Here is a 17,886-nt window from a genome sequence, read left to right on the forward strand (position 1 = left end):
TTCTAACGCATTTCGAGACATGGATTTGGGAGTCGATTGCTAAATGTGTGCTTGGGGAAGCTCGACCGATCTTGGGGGCGATATCGCGATTGTCGGCATGGCGCTGAAAGTGCCGGGGGCCGACGGCGTCGATGACTTCTGGCGCAACCTCAGCCAAGGCATCGAGAGCATCCAACCGCAAAGCGAAGAGGAGTTGCTCGCGGCGGGCGAAGATCCGGGCCGGTTGGCGCAGGCCAATTACGTGCGGGCGGCGGCGCTTCTCGACAAATACGACCATTTCGATCCCGATTTCTTTGGCTTTGGGCCAAAGGAGGCGGCGATCCTCGACCCGCAACATCGCAAATTCCTCGAGGTGAGCTGGGAGGCGATGGAGCAGGCCGGGCATGTGCCGGGCCAGTTCAAGGGCCGCGTCGGCGTCTATGCGGGCTGTGGCATGGGCAGCTATTTCTATTTCAACATCTGCTCCAACCCCGATCTCGTCGATGATGTCGGCATGTTCCTTCTGCGCCATACCGGCAATGACAAGGATTTCCTGTCGACCCGGGTGAGCCATGTGTTCGACCTCAAGGGGCCGAGCCTCAACATCCAGACCGCCTGTTCCACCTCGCTGGTGGCGGTGCATCAGGCGCGGGCGGCCCTGATGCGGGGCGAATGCGATATGTCGCTGGCAGGCGGCGTTACGATCGAGCTGCCACAGGGGCGGGGCTATCTCTATAAGGAAAACGAAATCCTGTCGCCGGATGGCCATTGCCATGCCTTCGATCATCGGGCGCAGGGCACGGTGTTTGGCAGCGGCGCAGGCGCAGTGGCGCTGCGGCGGCTCGAGGATGCGCTGGCCGATGGCGATCACATCTGGGCGGTGATCAAGGGCAGCGCGATCAACAATGACGGGGCGGCCAAGGCGGGCTATCTCGCGCCGAGCGTCGATGGCCAGGCCGAGGCGGTGCGCGCGGCGCTCAGCGATGCCGGGCTGCCGCCGGAAAGCATCGGCTATGTGGAATGCCATGGCACCGGCACCTATCTGGGCGATCCGATCGAGGTGGCGGCGCTGACCGAGGCCTTTGGCGGGGCCGAGACGCCTTATTGCGGGATCGGGTCAGTCAAGACCAACATCGGTCATCTCGACACGGCGGCGGGGGTGGTGAGCCTGATCAAGACGAGCCTGTCGCTCTATCACAAGCAATTGGTGCCGAGCCTGGGCTATGAGGCGCCGAACCCCTCTATCGCCTTTGAGGGCAGCCCGTTTCGGGTGAGCGACCGGCTGACGGATTGGGCGGCAGAGGCGCCGCGCCGGGCCGGGGTCAATTCGCTGGGCGTGGGCGGGACCAATGCGCATGTGGTGCTCGAAGAAGCGCCGGCGCGGGCGGCATCAGAGCCGTCGGACTGGCCCTATCAGATCCTGACGCTTTCGGCGAAATCCGCCAAGGCGCTCGATGCCAATGCTTTGGTGCTGGCCGACTGGCTGCGCCGGTCGCCGCAGGTGCCGCTGGCCGATGTGGCCTATACGCTCAAGACCGCGCGCGGGGCGTTCGACAAGCGGCGCGTCGTGGTGGCCCGAAGCCATGCGGAGGCGGCCGATCTGCTCGAGGCGGGCGATCCGCGTCGGGTCTTCAACCATGAGCGGCTGGGCGCAGAACCGGATGTGGTCTTCATGTTCCCCGGCGGCGGCGCGCAATATGCGGGCATGGCGCGCGATCTCTATGAGACGGAGCCGGTGTTCCGCGACTGGATGGAGCGGGGCCTCGCCCATCTTGAAGCGCGGAGCGATTTTGACATTCGCGCCGTCTGGCTGCCAGAGCCGGGGCAGGAGGCAGAGGCCGACAAGGCGCTGTTGCAGCCTTCGGTGCAGCTGCCGCTGATCATGATCGTGGAATATGCGCTGGCCCAGCTCTGGATGAGCTGGGGGGTGCGTCCGGCGGCGCTGGTTGGGCATTCGATGGGCGAGAATACCGCCGCCTGTCTCGCCGGGGTCATGGGGTTTGAGGATTGCATCGATCTGGTGCTGCTGCGCGGGCAGTTGTTTGACCGGGTGCCGGCGGGCGGGATGCTCAGCGTGTCGCTCGGTGAGACGGCGTTGCAGGCCTATCTCTCTGAGGCCGAGGCGCTCGACATGGCCAGTGTCAATGCGCCCGAGCTTTGTGCCGTGTCCGGCCCGGATGCGGCGCTGGCGGAGCTTGGCGCGCGGCTGACGCGCGACGGGGTCGAGTTTCAGCGTATCGCCATCGATATCGCGGCGCATTCCCGGATGCTCGAGCCGATCCTTGAGGATTATCGCGCCTTTCTGGCGTCGATCCCGCTTGCGGCGCCGCAGATGGAGATCATCTCGAACCGCAGCGGTGAGGCGCTGCGTGCCGAGGAGGCGACCGATCCGGAGTATTGGGTCGGACAGCTGCGCAACACGGTGCGGTTTGACGACTGCCTGTGCCATCTCGGGGCGAAATCCGATCGGGTGTTCCTTGAGGTGGGACCGGGCAAGGCGCTCAGCGCGCTGGCGGGGATGCAGCCTGCGGTCAAACCCGGTCAGGTGCTGAGCTCGCTCCGGCATCCGGAGGACAAGACCGAGGATGACGCCCATTTCCTGCGCATCATCGGCCGGCTCTGGGCCGCCGGGGTCGAGGCGGATTGGGATCAGATCTGGGGCAATGCGCGGCGCAACCGCGTGGTTCTGCCGTCCTATGCCTTTCAACAGCAACGGTTTTATATTGAGCCGGGGCGTCGCGATGTGGCGGCCAAACAGGCACGTGTCACGCGGCATGAGGATCTGGGCGATTGGGGCTATAGCCTCGGCTGGAAGCCCGCCTATCCTGATATCGAGGCGGATGCCTTGGATCGGCTGGCGGAGGCGCCGCGGTGCTGGCTGGTGTTCAGCGACACCGGCGGGATTGCGGATCGGCTCGTCACCCGGCTCAGGGCGGCGGGGCATCGGGTGGCGACGGTGGCCTCGGGCGACAGCTTCCTGCGGCGGGGGGCGGGGGAGTATGTGATCGCGCCGGAGGTGGGGCGCGATGGCTATGACGCTTTGCTGGTGGGGCTGGCCGAGGACGGGATGATGCCGGACCGGGTGGCGCATTTCTGGCTGGTGACGGAAAGCGAGACATTCCGCCCCGGTGGCAGCTTCTTTGACCGCAATCTCGAACATGGGTTCTATGGGCTGTTCCACCTGACCCAGGCGCTCGAAGAGGCGCGGGACGACGGTGCCCCGGTGCATGTGACGGCCTTTACCAATGGCGCGGCACAGGTCGGAGACGAGCCGCTGCCCTGGCCGGAAAAAGCGATGATTTCCGGGGTCTTGGGGGTCGCGCCGCGCGAGATGCCGGGGCTCAGCATGGCGAGTGTTGATCTCGTGTTGCAAGGCGCGGCGGAGCGGGAGGCGCTGGTCGATCGGCTGCTCGAAGAGCTCTTGGCAGAGCCCGCGAATGCCCGGGTCGCCTATCGCGACGGGCGGCGCTATGTGGCGGGGCTGCGGCCTGAGCCCTTGCCCGACATGACCCGCAAACCGGCGGAGTTCCGGGCCGGTGGCACCTATCTCATCACCGGGGGGCTGGGCGGCATCGGGCTTAGCGTGGCGCGGTATTTGGCACGGGAGTATAGCGCCTGTATTGCGTCGGTATCGCGTCGGTCCGTTCCGCCCCGCGAAGATTGGGACGATTACATCGCGCGGACAGGCGGCACCGGGCCGGTGGCGGCCAAGCTCATCGCGCTGCGCGAGATCGAGGCGCTCGGCGGTGAGGTGCGGGTGTTCCAGGGCGACGTCACCGATCTCGCCGCGATGCAGGAGATCCGCGATCAGCTCTGCGCCGAGCGGGGCGCGGTCACGGGCGTCATTCATGCCGCCGGTCATGTGGATGACGCGCCGCTTCTGGCCAAGGATGTGGCACAGGTGCAGGCGGTGCTCGCGCCCAAGGTGGCGGGGCTTCGGGTGCTCGACACGGTGTTCCCTGATGGGTCGCTCGACCTGATGCTGCTCTTTTCCTCGACCTCGACCATCATCACCCCGGCGGGGCAGGTGGATTACGTCGCGGCGAATGAATATCTCAACGCCTTTGCCCAGTCGCGCCGGGGCGGCAAGACCAAGGTCTGCGCGGTGAACTGGGGGGTCTGGGCCGAGACCGGCATGGCCGCCGAGGCAGTGGCGGCGCGGACCGGGGTAGAGGACAGCGAAACGCTGCAGCTCGACCTGCCGTTGCTCAGGGAACTGACGCCGGGGCCGGAGGGCGGCGATCTGTTGCGGGCCGAGCTTGATGGCGCACGCGACTGGGTGCTCTCGGAGCATAAAACGCGGCGCGGGCAGATCATCCTGCCGGGGACCGGGACCGTCGAGCTTGCGGCAGAGGCGCTGGCGGCGAAGGGCTTTGGCGCTCCCTATGCGCTGCGCGATCTGATGTTCCTGCGGCCGCTCGACGTGGCGGGACGGCGCAAGATCGAGATTGCCTTGACGCCAGAGGCTGATGGGCTTCGGTTCGAGCTTAGCGCCGAGGCGCAGGCCGAGGGGCGGCGCGGTCAGGTGGCGATTGCCGAGGCGCAGCTTGCGCCGCTCGATCCGGCAGAGCGGCCCGGGCGGGTCGATCCACCGGCGATCGAGAAACGCTGTGCCGAGATCCTGCCGCAGCCCTTCCGGTCGCCGCAGATGGCGCATCTCGAGTTTGGGCCGCGATGGGATGTGGTACGCGAGGCCCGGTTCGGCGCGGGCGAGGGGATCGCGCGGCTGGCGCTCGGCAGCCAAGGGCAGAAGGACCTCGACGAGGGCATCCGGTTGCATCCGGCATTGATGGATCTGGCGACGGGCTGGGCCATCGGGCTGGTGCCCGGCTATCAAGGTACGCATCTCTGGGCGCCGATGTCCTATGGGGCGATCCGCATCTGGGGGAAATTGCCGGCGGAAATCATCAGCTGGGTGCGGCTGCGCGATGGGGCGGATCGCGACAGTGCGCGGTTCGACATCACGCTCTGCGGGGCGGATGGCGCGGTCTATGCCGAGATCGAGGATTTCCAGATGCGAAGGCTGGCCGGTGAGGGCGGCTTTGCGCTGGCTCCGGTGGCGGCGCGGGATATTCGGGTGGCGGATGCGGCGCAGGCGCCGCTGAGCCGGGCCGAAGAGCGGCTCGCGCAGAATGTGGCGCGGGGGATCACGGCCAAGGAGGGCGCAGAGGCGCTGGCCCGGGCGCTCGGCCTTGGGCGGTCGCAGCTGTTCATTTCCTCGCTCGATCTGCCGGCGCTTTGTGCCGAGGCGGCGCAGCCGCTAGAGGCGGCTGGCGGTGCCGGGCAGAGCTTTGAGCGGCCCGAGCTCGACAGTGAATATGCCGCCCCCGAGGGCGAGATCGAGATCGGGCTCGCCGAGCTTTGGCAGGCGGTTCTCGGCATCGAAGAGATCGGGGCCGAGGACAGTTTCTTTGATCTGGGCGGCCATTCGCTGTTGGCGGTGCGGCTCTTTGCGCAGGTCAAGCGCAGCTTTGGGGTCGAGTTCCCCATTTCGGTGCTGTTCGAGGCGCCGACGATCCGGGCCTTGGCGGCCAAGGTCGAGGCCTCGGGCGGGCAGGTGGCGCAGGCGGCCTCAAAGGATCGCGGGGCCGCGCCCAAACCGGCTGAGGTGTCGAGCACGCGCTATCTCGTGCCCTTGCACAGCGGCACTCCGGGGCCGGGCGCGCCGCTCTATATCGTGGCGGGCATGTTCGGCAATGTGATGAACCTGCGCCATATGGCGGCGCTTTTGGGCAAGGAGCGCCCGGTCTATGGCCTGCAGGCGCGAGGGCTCGTCGGGGATGAGGCGCCGCATGAGCGGATCGAAGAGGCGGCGGCAGATTATATCGCCGAGCTGCGCCGGGAGCAGCCGGAGGGGCCCTATCACCTTGCCGGATTCTCGGGCGGGGGCATCACTGCCTATGAGATCGCACAGCAATTGTCGGCTGCGGGCCAAGAGGTCGGCAGTCTGATCTTGCTCGACACGCCGCTGCCGGTGCGCCCATCGCTGAGCCGCTTGGACAAGGGATTGATAAAGCTGCATGAACTCCGCCGCAAGGGGCCTGGCTATTTGGCGGAATGGCTGCGCAACCGGATCGAATGGCAGGCGGAAAAACGGCGGCGCGCGGCGCAGCGTGAGGCTGGGGCCGAGGCCGGCGGTTTTGACAATGCGGGGATCGAGCGGGCGTTTCTTGCAGCGGTTGGGGCCTACGAGGCCAAGCCTTGGGACGGGGCGGTGACGCTCTTCCGGCCCCGGCTCGACCGGCATTGGCCGGTGTCGGGCGGCAATTTCGTCAGCCGCGAGCGCGAATATGTGTTCGAGGACAATCAATGGCGGCCGCTGGCGCCAAAGCTCGAGGTGATTGAAGTGCCCGGGGATCACGACAGTATGGTTCTCGTCCCCAATGTCAGCGTTCTCGCCCGGCATATCGGGGATGCGCTGCGGGCGGCGGATGGCCCTCGAGGGCAGGCGGTCGGCTTTGTCTGGCCCAATCGGACGGCGGCGGAGTGATGGTGGTGCATACTCCTACGGTTCTCACCGTCATTTTGAACTATCGCACGCCGGAGATGAGCCTGCGGTCGCTCGATGCGGCCTATCGTGCCATGGAGGGGATCGCGGGCGAGATTGTCGTGGTCGACAATGGCTCAGGCGATGGCTCTTGCGAGGTGATCACCGCGGGCATCGAGGCGCGGGGCTGGGCCGAGGGGACGCGGGTGCGGTTTGCCGCCTCAGGGCGCAATGGCGGCTTTGGCGCGGGCAATAACTTCGGCATGGGGCTTGGCCTCTCGGATGGGTCGAAGCCGGATTATGTCTATATCCTCAACTCGGATGCCTTTCCCGAGCCGGGGGCGATCAACGCGCTTTTGGAGCATCTCGAACGCACCCCTGCGGCGGGCATGGCGGGGAGCTATATCCGGGGCGAGGATCATGTGCCGCATGTCACCGCCTTTCGGTTTCCGTCGATCGCCAGCGAGTTCGAGGGGGCGGTGCGGACGGGGATCGTGTCGCGGCTCTTGCGCCGTTCGATCGTGCCCTTGCCGATGCCGGAGACGCCCACTGCGGTGGATTGGGTGGCGGGGGCCTCGGTTTTGATGCGCCAAGAGATGCTCGACCAGATTGGCGGCTTTGATGAGCGGTTCTTTCTCTACTTTGAGGAGACCGATCTTTGCCGTCGGGCGGAGGGGGCGGGGTGGCAGATCTGGTATCTGCCGCAGAGCCGGGTGGTGCATGTGGGATCGGTCAGCACGGGGATGAAGGGCTGGACCCGGACGCCGGGCTATTGGTTCGACTCGCGGCTTTACTATTTCACCAAAAACCATGGGCGATTCTATGCGCTTATGGCGACTTTGGCGCGGGTCATGGGGGCGGCGATCTGGCGGGTGCGGGTGGCGATCTCCAGCAAGGAGCTGGGCGAGCCGCCGCATTTTCTGCGGGATTTAATCAGCCACGGTATTGCGTCGGTATTGCGTCGGCAAAGCGACGGTGGCCCGGGGGCGGGGGATCCGCTCCGGGAGGAGGGAAAATGAGCAAGCTGTCCTGTGTTCTGATTGGCGATGCCTCTCTCACCATTGGCTGTGGCACTTTGTGGCGCGAGGCCGGTCATGTGATCCGCGCGGTGGTCAGTCAGGACCAAGCGGTGCGCGACTGGGCGCAGGCCGAGGGGCTGGCGGTGTTGTCGACGCCCGAGGCGCTGCATGGGCTGGCGGGGGAGACGCGGTTCGATTGGCTGCTGAGCGTCGCCTATCTCCAGCTGCTGCCCGAGGATGTGCTGCGCCTCGCGGGCAAGGGCGCGGTGAATTTCCATGACGGGCCGCTGCCGGGCTATGCCGGGCTCAACACCCCGGTCTGGGCCAAGCTCGCAGGCGAAACGGAACATGCGATCACCTGGCACCGGATGGATGCGGGGATCGACACCGGCGCGGTGTTGCTCGACCGGCGGTTTGACATCCGGCCCGAGGACACGGCGCAAGGGCTCAACACCAAGGCCTATGCCGCGGGGCTCGAGACCTTTCCCGAGCTGATCGAGATGTTGGCGCGGGGCGAGGGCGATGGGGTGCCGCAGCCTGAGGGCGCGCGGCGGCTCTGTCGGCGCGATGACCGGCCCGCGGCGGGCGGCTGTCTCGACCTCGCGCAGGGGGGGGACGCGGTCATACGCCTCGTGCGGGGGCTCGATTTCGGGGAATATTGGAACCCGCTTTGCCGCGCCAAGCTGATGAGCCATGCGGGCGTGGTTCTGGTGGGCGCGGCGGACCCCGCCGCCGAGCGGCAGGGGGCCGTGGGCGAGGTTCTTGAGGTTTCGCGCGACGGGGTGATCGTGGCGGCCAAGGATGGGGCGGTCCGGCTCAGCGGTTTGAGCGATCTTGCGGGGCTGGGATGCGATGCGGAAGCGCTGTTCACCGTGGGGGACATCCTGCCGAGCGGCGCAGAGCTGCGCCCCGAGCGCTGGCAAGAGGTGACGGGCGCGATTGTGCCCCATGAGCCGATGTGGCGGGCGCGGCTGGCAGAGATGTCCGGGCTGTCGCTGCCTTTGGTGCGGCGCGGCACCGAGGCGCCGCGCTACAAGCGGGTGGCGCGGGTTCTGCCCGAGGCGCTGACCGCGCGGGAAATGCATGCGGCGGCGGCGCTCTGGGCGCTGATGTCCGCCGGGGCGGAGGCGGGCGATATCGCCTGGCATGGGACGCCACAGGCGCAGTTTCAGGACGCGCCGCAGGGGGCAATTGCGCCTTGGGTGCCGTTGCGCGTGACGGGGCAGGCGCGGGATTGGGCCGATCTGTGCAATGGCGTGGCCAAGCAGGTGCAGGCGGCGGACCGGGGCATTGGCTTTGCCGCCGATCTCATCGCCCGTGATCCGGCGCTCGCGGCGCGGGAGCTGCCGCAAATCGGGCTCACGGTGCGCGATGCGCCGATTGACGGCATGGCGGTCACGCTTGCGGTCCATAATGGGCGGGCGGTGCTCTATTTCGACCGGGCGCGGGTCGATGCGGCGACGGCGGCACTGCTCTTGCGGCGGCTCGAGGCGATCTGTGCGCGGGTGGCCGAGGGCGAAACGCGGCTCGACGCCATTCGGGCCTTGCCCGCGCGCGAGGTTCGGCGGCTCTTGCAGGGGTGGAACGCCACCAAGAGCACCTATGACAGCAGCCAGACCATGCATGGCGCGATCGAGGCGCAGATGGCCAAAACCCCCGACGATGTGGCGCTGGTCTTTGAGGATCAGAGCCTCAGCTACGGGGCGCTCGATCAGCTGTCGCGGAAAGTGGCGGGGCAATTGCGCGCGGCGGGGATCGGGCCGGGAAGCAATGTGGCGCTCTGCCTGCCGCGTGGCTTTGATCTGGTGATCGGGGCGCTGGCGATCCTGCGGGCGGGCGGCGCCTATCTGCCGCTCGATCCCGATTATCCCAAGGACCGGCTGGCGCATTGTATCAGCGACAGCCGCGCCGGTGTGATCCTCACCAATGCGGCGTTGGCGGGCAAGCTGCCCGAGAGCGAGGCCACGGTTCTGTTGATCTCTGATCTGCAGGCGCGGGGCGAGGATGGCCCGGTGGATGGCGAGGCGGGGCCCGGTGATCTTGCTTATCTCATCTATACCTCCGGCTCGACCGGCCTGCCCAAGGGGGTGATGGTCGAGCATCGCAATGTGGTGAATTTCTTTCACGCGATGGATGCGTTTATCGACCGCGACCAGGGTCGCACCTGGATGGCGGTGACGAGCCTCGCCTTTGATATTTCGGTGCTCGAGCTGTTTTACACCCTGTCGCGGGGGTTCCGGGTGGTGATCAGCGGCGACGAGACGCGGGCCGCGATTTCCAACGGGCCACTGCGCGGCGGCGCGGGCACGGCGGGCGGCGCGATGGATTTCTCGCTCTATTACTGGGGGGCGGATGATCAGCCGGGGCCGGGGAAATACGACCTTCTGATGCAGGGCGCGCGCTATGCCGATGAGAACGGATTTGCCGCGATCTGGACGCCCGAACGGCATTTCCACGCCTTTGGCGGGCCCTATCCGAACCCGGCGGTGACCGGGGCCTCGGTCGCGGGGTTCACCCGCAACATCGGCGTGCGGGCGGGATCTATCGTCGCGCCCTTGCACCATCCGGCGCGGATTGCCGAGGAATGGGCGGTGATCGACAACCTGACAGGCGGGCGGGCCGGGATGGCCTTTGCCTCGGGCTGGCAGCCGGATGATTTCATCCTGCGCCCCGAGAACACGCCGCCGAAGAACCGCGATGCGCTCTTTGCGACGCTGGATCAGGTCAGGGCGCTGTGGCGCGGCGAGACCGTGGAATTTCCGCGCGAAAACGGCGAGATGCACGGGGTGGTGACGCAGCCGCGCCCGGTGTCGCGCGAGCTCGAGGCCTGGGTCACCACGGCGGGCAATCCCGAGACATGGCGCGAGGCGGGGGCCAATGGGGCCAATATCCTCACCCATCTGTTGGGCCAGTCCATCGCGGAAGTGGCGGAAAAGATCGGCATTTATCACGAGGCCTTGCGCGCGGCGGGGCATGATCCGGCGGCGCATAAGGTGACGCTCATGCTGCACAGCTATCTCGCCGAGGATCGCGAGACGGCGCGTGACATCGCGCGCGAGCCGATGAAGGATTATCTGCGCTCTGCGGCGGGGCTGATCAAGCAATATGCCTGGGCCTTTCCGGCGTTCAAGAAGCCCGAGGGCGTCAGCAACCCGTTCCAGATCGACCTCAGCGGGCTCAGCGAGGACGAGATGGAGGCGATCCTCGATTTCGCCTTTGAGCGCTATTTCGAGGACAGCGGGTTTTTTGGCTCGGTGGCGGATGGCATCGCCCGGGCCGAGGCGCTGCGCGAGATCGGGGTGAGCGAGATTGCTTGCCTCATCGAATATGGGATCGAGACGCAGACTGTTCTCGACAGCCTGCCACGGATCAAGGCGGTGATGGATCATGTCAACGCGGGCGCGGGACCTGCGGCGGATGATTTCTCGCTCGCGGCGCAGATCGTGCGGCATGAGATCACCCATCTGCAGGCGACGCCGAGCATGGCGCGGCTCTTCATGATGAATGACGAGGCGCGCGAGGCGCTGTCGGGGGTGCGGCAGATCTATCTTGGCGGTGAGGCGCTGCCGGGGTCCCTGGTGGCGGAGCTGCGCGAGGTGACCGGGGCGGAGATCCACAATATGTACGGGCCGACGGAGACGACCATCTGGTCCACCGTGGCCAAGCCGGGGCAGCCTGCGCCCGGGGCCGAGCCGATCGGGCGGCCGATTGCCAACACGGTGGTGCGGGTTCTCGATGACGCGGGCGGGCTCTGTCCGGTGGGGGTGCCCGGTGAGCTCTGGATCGGCGGCGATGGGGTCACACGGGGCTATTGGCAGCGCGAGGCGCTCACGGCCGAGCGGTTCTGTGCGGATGCGTTTGCCAAGGGTGGCAAGGGCGCGCGGCTCTACCGGACGGGGGATCTGGTGTGCTGGCGGGCCGATGGGCAGATCGCGTTTCTGGGGCGGACCGATTTTCAGGTCAAGATCCGGGGGCAGCGGATCGAGCTTGGCGAGATCGAAAGCGCGCTCAAGGCCAGCGAAGGCGTGCGTGAGGCGGTGGTCGTGGCGCGTGAGATCGCCGGGGATACGCGGCTGGTGGCCTATTATACCGGGGTCGCGCGGGAGGAGGCGGTGCTCAAGTCCGAGCTGGGGACGCGGCTCATCGGGGCGATGATCCCGGCGCATATCCGGCATTTGGCGGCGTTTCCGTTGACGCCGAACAAGAAGATCGACCGCAAGGCGCTGCCCGATCCGGTGGCGGGGCGTGTGGTGAAGGCGGTGGTGGAGAGGCCGGTGCCGGAGGTGCAGGCACCGGCCACGGAGACCACGGCGCAGGACGGCGCGGCGGTGCAGGCGGCGGTGCTGGGGGTGTGGCGCGAGGTGCTGGGGGTGTCGGAGATTGCGCCGGAGGACAGTTTCTTTGATCTCGGGGGGCATTCGCTTCTGGCGGTGCAGGCGCATCGGCAGATCCGCGCGGCGCTGCCCGGGGTGGCGCTGACCATCACGGATGTGTTCCGCTTTCCGGTGCTGCGCGATCTTGTGGCGCATGTGGTGGCCAAGGGGGGCGCGGCGATACCCGCCGCAGTGCCCGCCGCCACGGCAGCCGCTGAGCCGGGCAACCGCCCGACGGCGGCAGAGATCGTGGCCCCGCGCGTGGTGCTCGCGCCCGCGGTGCAGGAGATCGTCTCGCGGCGGCAGGCGTTGCGCGCGAAACGGCGGCCGGAGGAGGCGGGATGAGCGCCTGTCGCAAACTTGCTAGTGAAACGCGGCTGGCGGATCTGGCGGGGCTTTTTCCGCCGGGGGTGGCGGTCGAGGTCTCTGACCCAAGCGCGGTGCAGCCCGCGCCCTTTGCCGAAGAGGCCGTTGCCATGGCCCGCGCCACGCCGGCGCGGCAGCGCGAGTTTGCCGCCGGGCGGGCCGCCGCCCATGGCGCGATGCGCCGTCTCGGGCGGGCGGCCGCGCCGGTGCCGCATGGGCCGGACCGGGCGCCGCGCTGGCCTGCGGGGCTTTGCGGCAGTATCAGCCATTGCGAGGGGCTTTGCCTTGCGGCGGTGGCCCCGACCCAGAGCCTGCGCAGCCTCGGCGTCGATGTGGAGCCGGATGCGGCGCTGCCCGCGGACCTCATTGACGAGGTGACCTGTCTGGTCGAGCGGGCGTGGCTCTCGGCGCAACCGGCATCGGTGCGCGGGCGGCTGGCGCGGCTGATCTTTTCGGCCAAGGAGGCGGCCTATAAATGCCAATACCCGGTGAGCGGCGCGATGATCAGGTTTCAGGATCTGGTGATCACCCCCGATCTCGATACCGGGCAGTTTGAGGCCACATTGCTTCGGACGGTGCCGGGGTTTCGCGAGGGGCAGTGTTTTCACGGGCGGTTCCTGATGTGCGAAGGCGTGATCGTGACGGCGGTGAGCCTGTCGCCGGGGCCGCGCTGGAGCATGCAGGGCAGCGGGTGAGCGCGCAGGTGAGCACGCGGATGAAGGGGATGGGATGACGCGCATGGGGGCAGCTATATTTGCCGGGGTCGTGGTTCTGCTCGGGCTGGGGCTCTATGCCTTTTGGCAGTCAGGGGCCAAGCGGGCGGCGAGCACGGCGCTGACAGGCGCGTTTTCGCAGCCGCTTGCCGCGCCGGAGGGGGCGCTCGCGGTCTATCATCTGGGGCATAGTCTTGTCGGGCGTGACCTGCCGGCCATGCTGGCGCAACTGGCCGCGGCGGGGGGCGTCAGTGCGCATCGCTATGACAGTCAGCTCGGCTGGGGCACGTCCTTGCGCGAGCATTACGAGCCGGATCTGCCGATCAACGGGTTCGAGGCGGAAAACGATCACCCGCGCTATCGCGATGCCGAAGAGGCGCTGGCCTCGGGCGAGTATGACGCGGTGGTTCTGACCGAGATGGTCGAGATCAAGGATGCAGTGAAATACCACAAATCGGCGCAATATCTGCAACGCTGGGCGGCGCGGGCGCGGGCGGGCAATCCGGACGTGCGGCTCTACCTTTATGAGACCTGGCATCATGTCGATGACCCGGAGGGCTGGCTCGCCCGGCTGGATGGGGATCTCGAACGCTATTGGCTGGGCGAGATCCTTGGCCCGGCGCTGGCCAAGGAGCCGGCGACGCCGATCCATGTGATCCCCGCCGGCCAGGTCATGGCCGAGTTTACCCGCCGGGCCGAGGCAGGAGAGGCCGGGGTGGCGTTTTCGCGCGAGGATCTCTTTGCGCGGCGTGAGGATGGGACGCTCGACACGATCCATGTCAATGACCTCGGGGCCTATCTCGTGGCCTTGACCCATTACGCGGTTCTCTATCATCGTGACCCGAGGGGGCTTGCGCCGCAGCTTCTGCGGGCCGATGGGCAGGCGGCGGTGGCGCCGGAGGCGGCGCTGGCCAAGCTGATGCAGGAGACCGTATGGGATGTGGTGACCAAGATGCCGATGACCGGGCTGAGACGAGAGCGGGGCTGACAGAATGAGACATCCTATCTGGGCGGCGATGCTGCTGGGCTGTGTTTCCGTGCTGGCACCGGGATCGGCGCAGGCGCAGGCACAGGCGGAGGGCACGGGGGCGGAGACGTCAGAGGCCGTCGCGTCGGAAAACAAGGCAGAGCCGGGGCTTGGGATGAACCTTGCCTATCTGCGCGACTGGTCGAGCGCGCAGCCCTTTCTCGATGTGATGAAAACGGCGCGGCGCTGGATCGGGCATAAGCCGGGGCAATGGGGCGGGGTGTCCTATGAGAGCCTCATGGCGCAGGATCTGCTGGACGACCAGGGCTGGCCCAAGCGGGTGCCCGGCGATCTCGGCTCGATCGGTACGGTGATCCTCACCGATCTGCCGCCCGAGGCCGAGATATTCGCGGGCGAATACCTTTTGCGGTTCAAGGGCGAAGGCATCGTCGAAGTGTCGGGCCGGGCGCAGAATGTGCGCTATGGCAAGGGCGAGGTGCGGTTCGAGTTCACCCCCGGCAGTGGCCCGGTGGTGATCCGCATTCAGCGCAGCGATCCCTATGGCAAGGGCGATCACCTGCGCGATATCACCGTGGTCAAACGCGAGCATCTGGCGGCGTTTGAGGCCGGGGCGGTGTTTCATCCCGCGTATCTGAAGGTGCTGCAAGGGCTTGATACGCTTCGCTTTATGGATTGGGGCAACACCAACAACAGCCGTTTGGCGAGCTGGGACGATCGGGCGCAGGTCGATGATTTTTCCTATACACGGCAGGGCGTGCCCTATGAGGTGATGCAGCAGCTGGCGGGCGCGGTCGGGGCCGATGTCTGGATCACCTTGCCGCATCTGGCCGAGGATGCCTATGCGCGGGGCGCGTGCCGCCTGTTGCGCGAGGCTGTGCCCGAGAATGGCCGGGTCTATGTCGAATATTCCAATGAGGTCTGGAACTGGACCTTTGATCAGGCGGAATGGGCGGCGGAGCAGGCGCTCGCGCTTTGGGGGGACCGGGATCAGGGCACGCAGTTTTACGGGATGCGGGCGGCGCAGGTGGCGGAGATCTGTGCCGAGGCCTTTGGGCCGGATAAGCGCGACCAGTTGGTCAATGTGATTGCCACGCAGACCGGCTGGCTCGGGCTTGAAAAGGGGATCCTCACCGCGCCGCTCTGGCGGGACAAGGGACCGGGGTATCGCCCGCCGCATGAGAGCTTTGATGCCTATGCGGTGACCGGCTATTTCGGGGTTCTGGGCAGCGACAAGCGGCGCGACATGGTGCGGCAATGGGTCGGGGACAGCGCCGAGGCGGCGCGCGCGGCGGGCGCGGCGGCGGGGCTTGGCGGCGCGGCGCTCGAGGCGCATGTGGCGCGGCATCGCTATGACCTCGCGGTGAGCCTTGCGACGGATGAGCTGTTGTCCGGGGCGCTCAGCGGCGATGTCGAAGGCTCGCTCAACGATCTGCGCGACCGGGTCTTTCCCTATCATGCGGGGATCGCGCGGGACTATGATCTCGACCTCATCATGTATGAGGGCGGCACCCATGTGGTGGGCATCGGGGCCGGGGTCGATGACCCGGAGCTCACGGCGTTTTTCACCCATCTCAACTATACCGCCGAGATGGGCATGCTCTATGCCAGGCTGATCGCGGATTGGCGTGCGGCGGGGGGCGGATTGTTCACGCATTTCAACGAGATACAGAAGCCGGGGAAATGGGGGAGCTGGGGCGCGCTGCGCTATCTCGGCGATGACACGGCGCGGTGGCAGGTGCTCGAGGCGGCCAAGTGAGCGCGTCGCTGAGCGTCATCATCCCGGCCCATGACGAGGCGGGGTGGATCGGCGCGTGCCTGTCGGCGCTCATCGCGTCCGAGCCGTGCGGCGGGGCGGTCGAGATATTGGTCGTGGCCAATGGCTGTTCCGATGACACGGCGGCGGAGGCGCGGGCGATGGGGCCGGCGGCGGAGGCCGCGGGGATGGCGTTGCGGGTGATCGAGCTGGCGGAGGGCGGCAAGCCCGGGGCGCTCGACGCGGGGGATGCGGCGGCGGAGCATGGGGTGCGGGTCTATCTCGATGCGGATGTGACGGTGGCGCCGGATTTGCTGGCGGCGCTGGCGCGGGAGCTCTCTGGGGAGGCCGCGCGTTATGCCAGCGGGACGGTGGTGCTCTGCCGGGCGCGATCGGCGTTCAGCCGGGCCTATGGGCGCTATTGGATGCGACTGCCGTTCAACACGCAAGACGTTGGGGGATTTGGGCTTTTCGCAATGAACGCGGCGGGGCGGTCGCGGTGGGGAGTGTGGCCCCGGATCATCGCGGATGACATGTTTGCGCGGCTGAATTTCGCGCCGCAGGAGCGGGTGAAACTGCCGCAGCGCTATCACTGGCCGCTGGTGGAGGGGTTTGGAAATCTGGTGCGGGTGCGGCGCAGGCAGGATCGCGGGGTGCGTGAGATTGCCGAGGCGTTTCCGGAGCTTATGAAAAACGAAGCGGTGGCGCGGCCCAGGATTGGCGCGGTGCTGCTGCGGGCGGTGTGGGCGCCTTTGGGGTTTTGCGCCTATGCGCTGGTGGCGCTGAGCGTGAAGCTCAGCCGGGGGCGGCATGGGACGCTCTGGGTGCGCGGGCGCTAGGGGGTCTGGGCGGCGCGAATGAGCTCGGCGAGCTTGGCGGCTTCGGTGTCGACATCGTGACGTGCGAGCACGCGGCGGCGGGCGGATTGGCCCATGGCGTTGCGATTTTCATGAGACATTTCAGCGAGTTCGCAGGCGGCCGCGGCCAGCGCGGAAGGGTCTCCGGCGGGGGTGAGCCAGCCGGTTTCGCCAGGGCGGACAAGCTCAGGCGTGCCCGCGATATAGGTGGCGATGACGGGGCGGGCGGCGGCCATGGCCTCCATCACCACCATGGGCAGGCCTTCGGCAAAGCTCGGCATCAGGAGCGCATGGGCGGCGTCGAGCTCGGCCCGGATCGCTACCTCGTCTAACCATCCGATAAGTTTGATGTTTTCCGTGAGGCCCGCGGCGGCGATACCGGCCTCGATCTCGGGTCTGAGGGGGCCGTCGCCGACGAGATGGAGCACCGTGTCGGGGTGTTTGGCGCAGATCTCCTGCATGGCGGGGAGAAGGATCATCTGGCCCTTTTGTTCGACGAAGCGGCCGATCGAGACGAGGCGGAGCGGGCCGTTTTCGGGGGTCGGTAACGCGTCGGTAAAGCGACTGTATTCTATCCCACAATGAACGACGTGGATTTTGGGCCAATCGGCATGGTCAACCCAGCGGCAGAGCTGCGAGCGGCCAAAGCTGCTCACCCCCACGGTAAAGCGCGAGGCGGCGATCTTTTCGCCAAGCGACAGGGCGCGGGGCGCGTCGAACTCTTCGGGGCCGTGGACGGTGAAGGAATAGCCCGGCCCGCCGAGCGCGTGACACAGATGCGCGACGGCGGCGGCATTGGTGCCGAAATGAGCGTGGATATGGCGCACATCCTCGGCGGCGCAGCGGGCGCGGACATGGGCCGCCTCGGCGAGATAGACGAGATGGCGCAACCGGCCCGAGAGACCGCCCGCGCGCGCGCCCATGCGCCAGGCGCGGGCGGCGGCGCGCAGGACCCGAGCGGGGCGGCGCAGGGCGAGGCCGAAAAGCCCGCCGAGAAGCGCTGGCATGCCACGGTCCAGCACATATTCCGTGCGCTCGGCCTCGGCCCGGTCGCCGGGGTCGACGAGCGCCATGTCGGGGCCGCGCATGGCGAGGCGCGTCACGGTGAACCCCTGCCGTTCGAGCGCGTGCAATTCGCGGCGAATGAAGCTGTGCGAGGGTTGCGGGTAGGTGTTGAGAACATAGGCGATGCGCATGCCCGGCCTTTCCAGGATCAGAATATGCGCGGCGGGGCGCAGGGTTGGTCCGTATTCTCGCGATTACCGCCCAAGGCACAAGGGGGATGGGCCCGATCTTGAGGGGTTTGGGCCACAAATCCCGAGATTCTGCGGCGCGATGATTGTCCTTTTAC

8 protein-coding genes are annotated in these 17,886 nt (G+C 67.3%); 7 read left to right on the plus strand and 1 reads right to left on the minus strand.

What is annotated here, in order from left to right:
• Positions 1–43: 43 nt before the first annotated feature.
• From WA237_RS06930 to WA237_RS06960, 7 genes are read left to right on the plus strand one after another with little or no spacing between them, the layout of a single operon-like run.
• Positions 44–6,469: a type I polyketide synthase gene (locus tag WA237_RS06930; RefSeq protein ID WP_336097141.1), complete on the plus strand. Its 6,426-nt coding sequence runs from the start codon at positions 44–46 to the stop codon at positions 6,467–6,469.
• Positions 6,469–7,485, plus strand: coding sequence for a glycosyltransferase family 2 protein (locus WA237_RS06935; protein ID WP_336097142.1), 1,017 nt, complete (start codon positions 6,469–6,471; stop codon positions 7,483–7,485). Before WA237_RS06930 ends, WA237_RS06935 begins: the two co-directional genes overlap by 1 nt.
• On the plus strand, positions 7,482–12,203 hold the full coding sequence (locus tag WA237_RS06940; RefSeq protein ID WP_336097143.1) for a MupA/Atu3671 family FMN-dependent luciferase-like monooxygenase: 4,722 nt from the start codon (positions 7,482–7,484) through the stop codon (positions 12,201–12,203). Before WA237_RS06935 ends, WA237_RS06940 begins: the two co-directional genes overlap by 4 nt.
• The gene (locus WA237_RS06945) at positions 12,200–12,919 is read left to right on the plus strand and encodes a 4'-phosphopantetheinyl transferase family protein (protein ID WP_336097144.1); all 720 of its coding nucleotides are present in this window, start codon (positions 12,200–12,202) and stop codon (positions 12,917–12,919) included. Before WA237_RS06940 ends, WA237_RS06945 begins: the two co-directional genes overlap by 4 nt.
• A 43-nt stretch (positions 12,920–12,962) precedes the next feature.
• The gene (locus WA237_RS06950; protein ID WP_336097145.1) at positions 12,963–13,925 is read left to right on the plus strand and encodes a hypothetical protein; all 963 of its coding nucleotides are present in this window, start codon (positions 12,963–12,965) and stop codon (positions 13,923–13,925) included.
• Between the two features lie 4 nt (positions 13,926–13,929).
• Positions 13,930–15,681: a hypothetical protein gene (locus WA237_RS06955; RefSeq protein ID WP_336097146.1), complete on the plus strand. Its 1,752-nt coding sequence runs from the start codon at positions 13,930–13,932 to the stop codon at positions 15,679–15,681.
• Entirely contained in the window at positions 15,678–16,517 is an 840-nt protein-coding gene (locus WA237_RS06960) for a glycosyltransferase (RefSeq protein ID WP_336097147.1), read from the plus strand. Before WA237_RS06955 ends, WA237_RS06960 begins: the two co-directional genes overlap by 4 nt.
• On the opposite strand, the gene WA237_RS06965 is transcribed toward WA237_RS06960, so the two are convergent.
• Positions 16,514–17,731, minus strand: coding sequence for a glycosyltransferase (locus tag WA237_RS06965; RefSeq protein ID WP_336097148.1), 1,218 nt, complete (start codon positions 17,729–17,731; stop codon positions 16,514–16,516). The genes WA237_RS06960 and WA237_RS06965 overlap by 4 nt on opposite strands.
• Between the last annotated feature and the right edge of the window lie 155 nt (positions 17,732–17,886).

This window comes from Roseovarius sp. CH_XMU1461, from assembly GCF_037027165.1.
Taxonomy (GTDB): Bacteria; Pseudomonadota; Alphaproteobacteria; order Rhodobacterales; family Rhodobacteraceae; genus Roseovarius; species Roseovarius nubinhibens.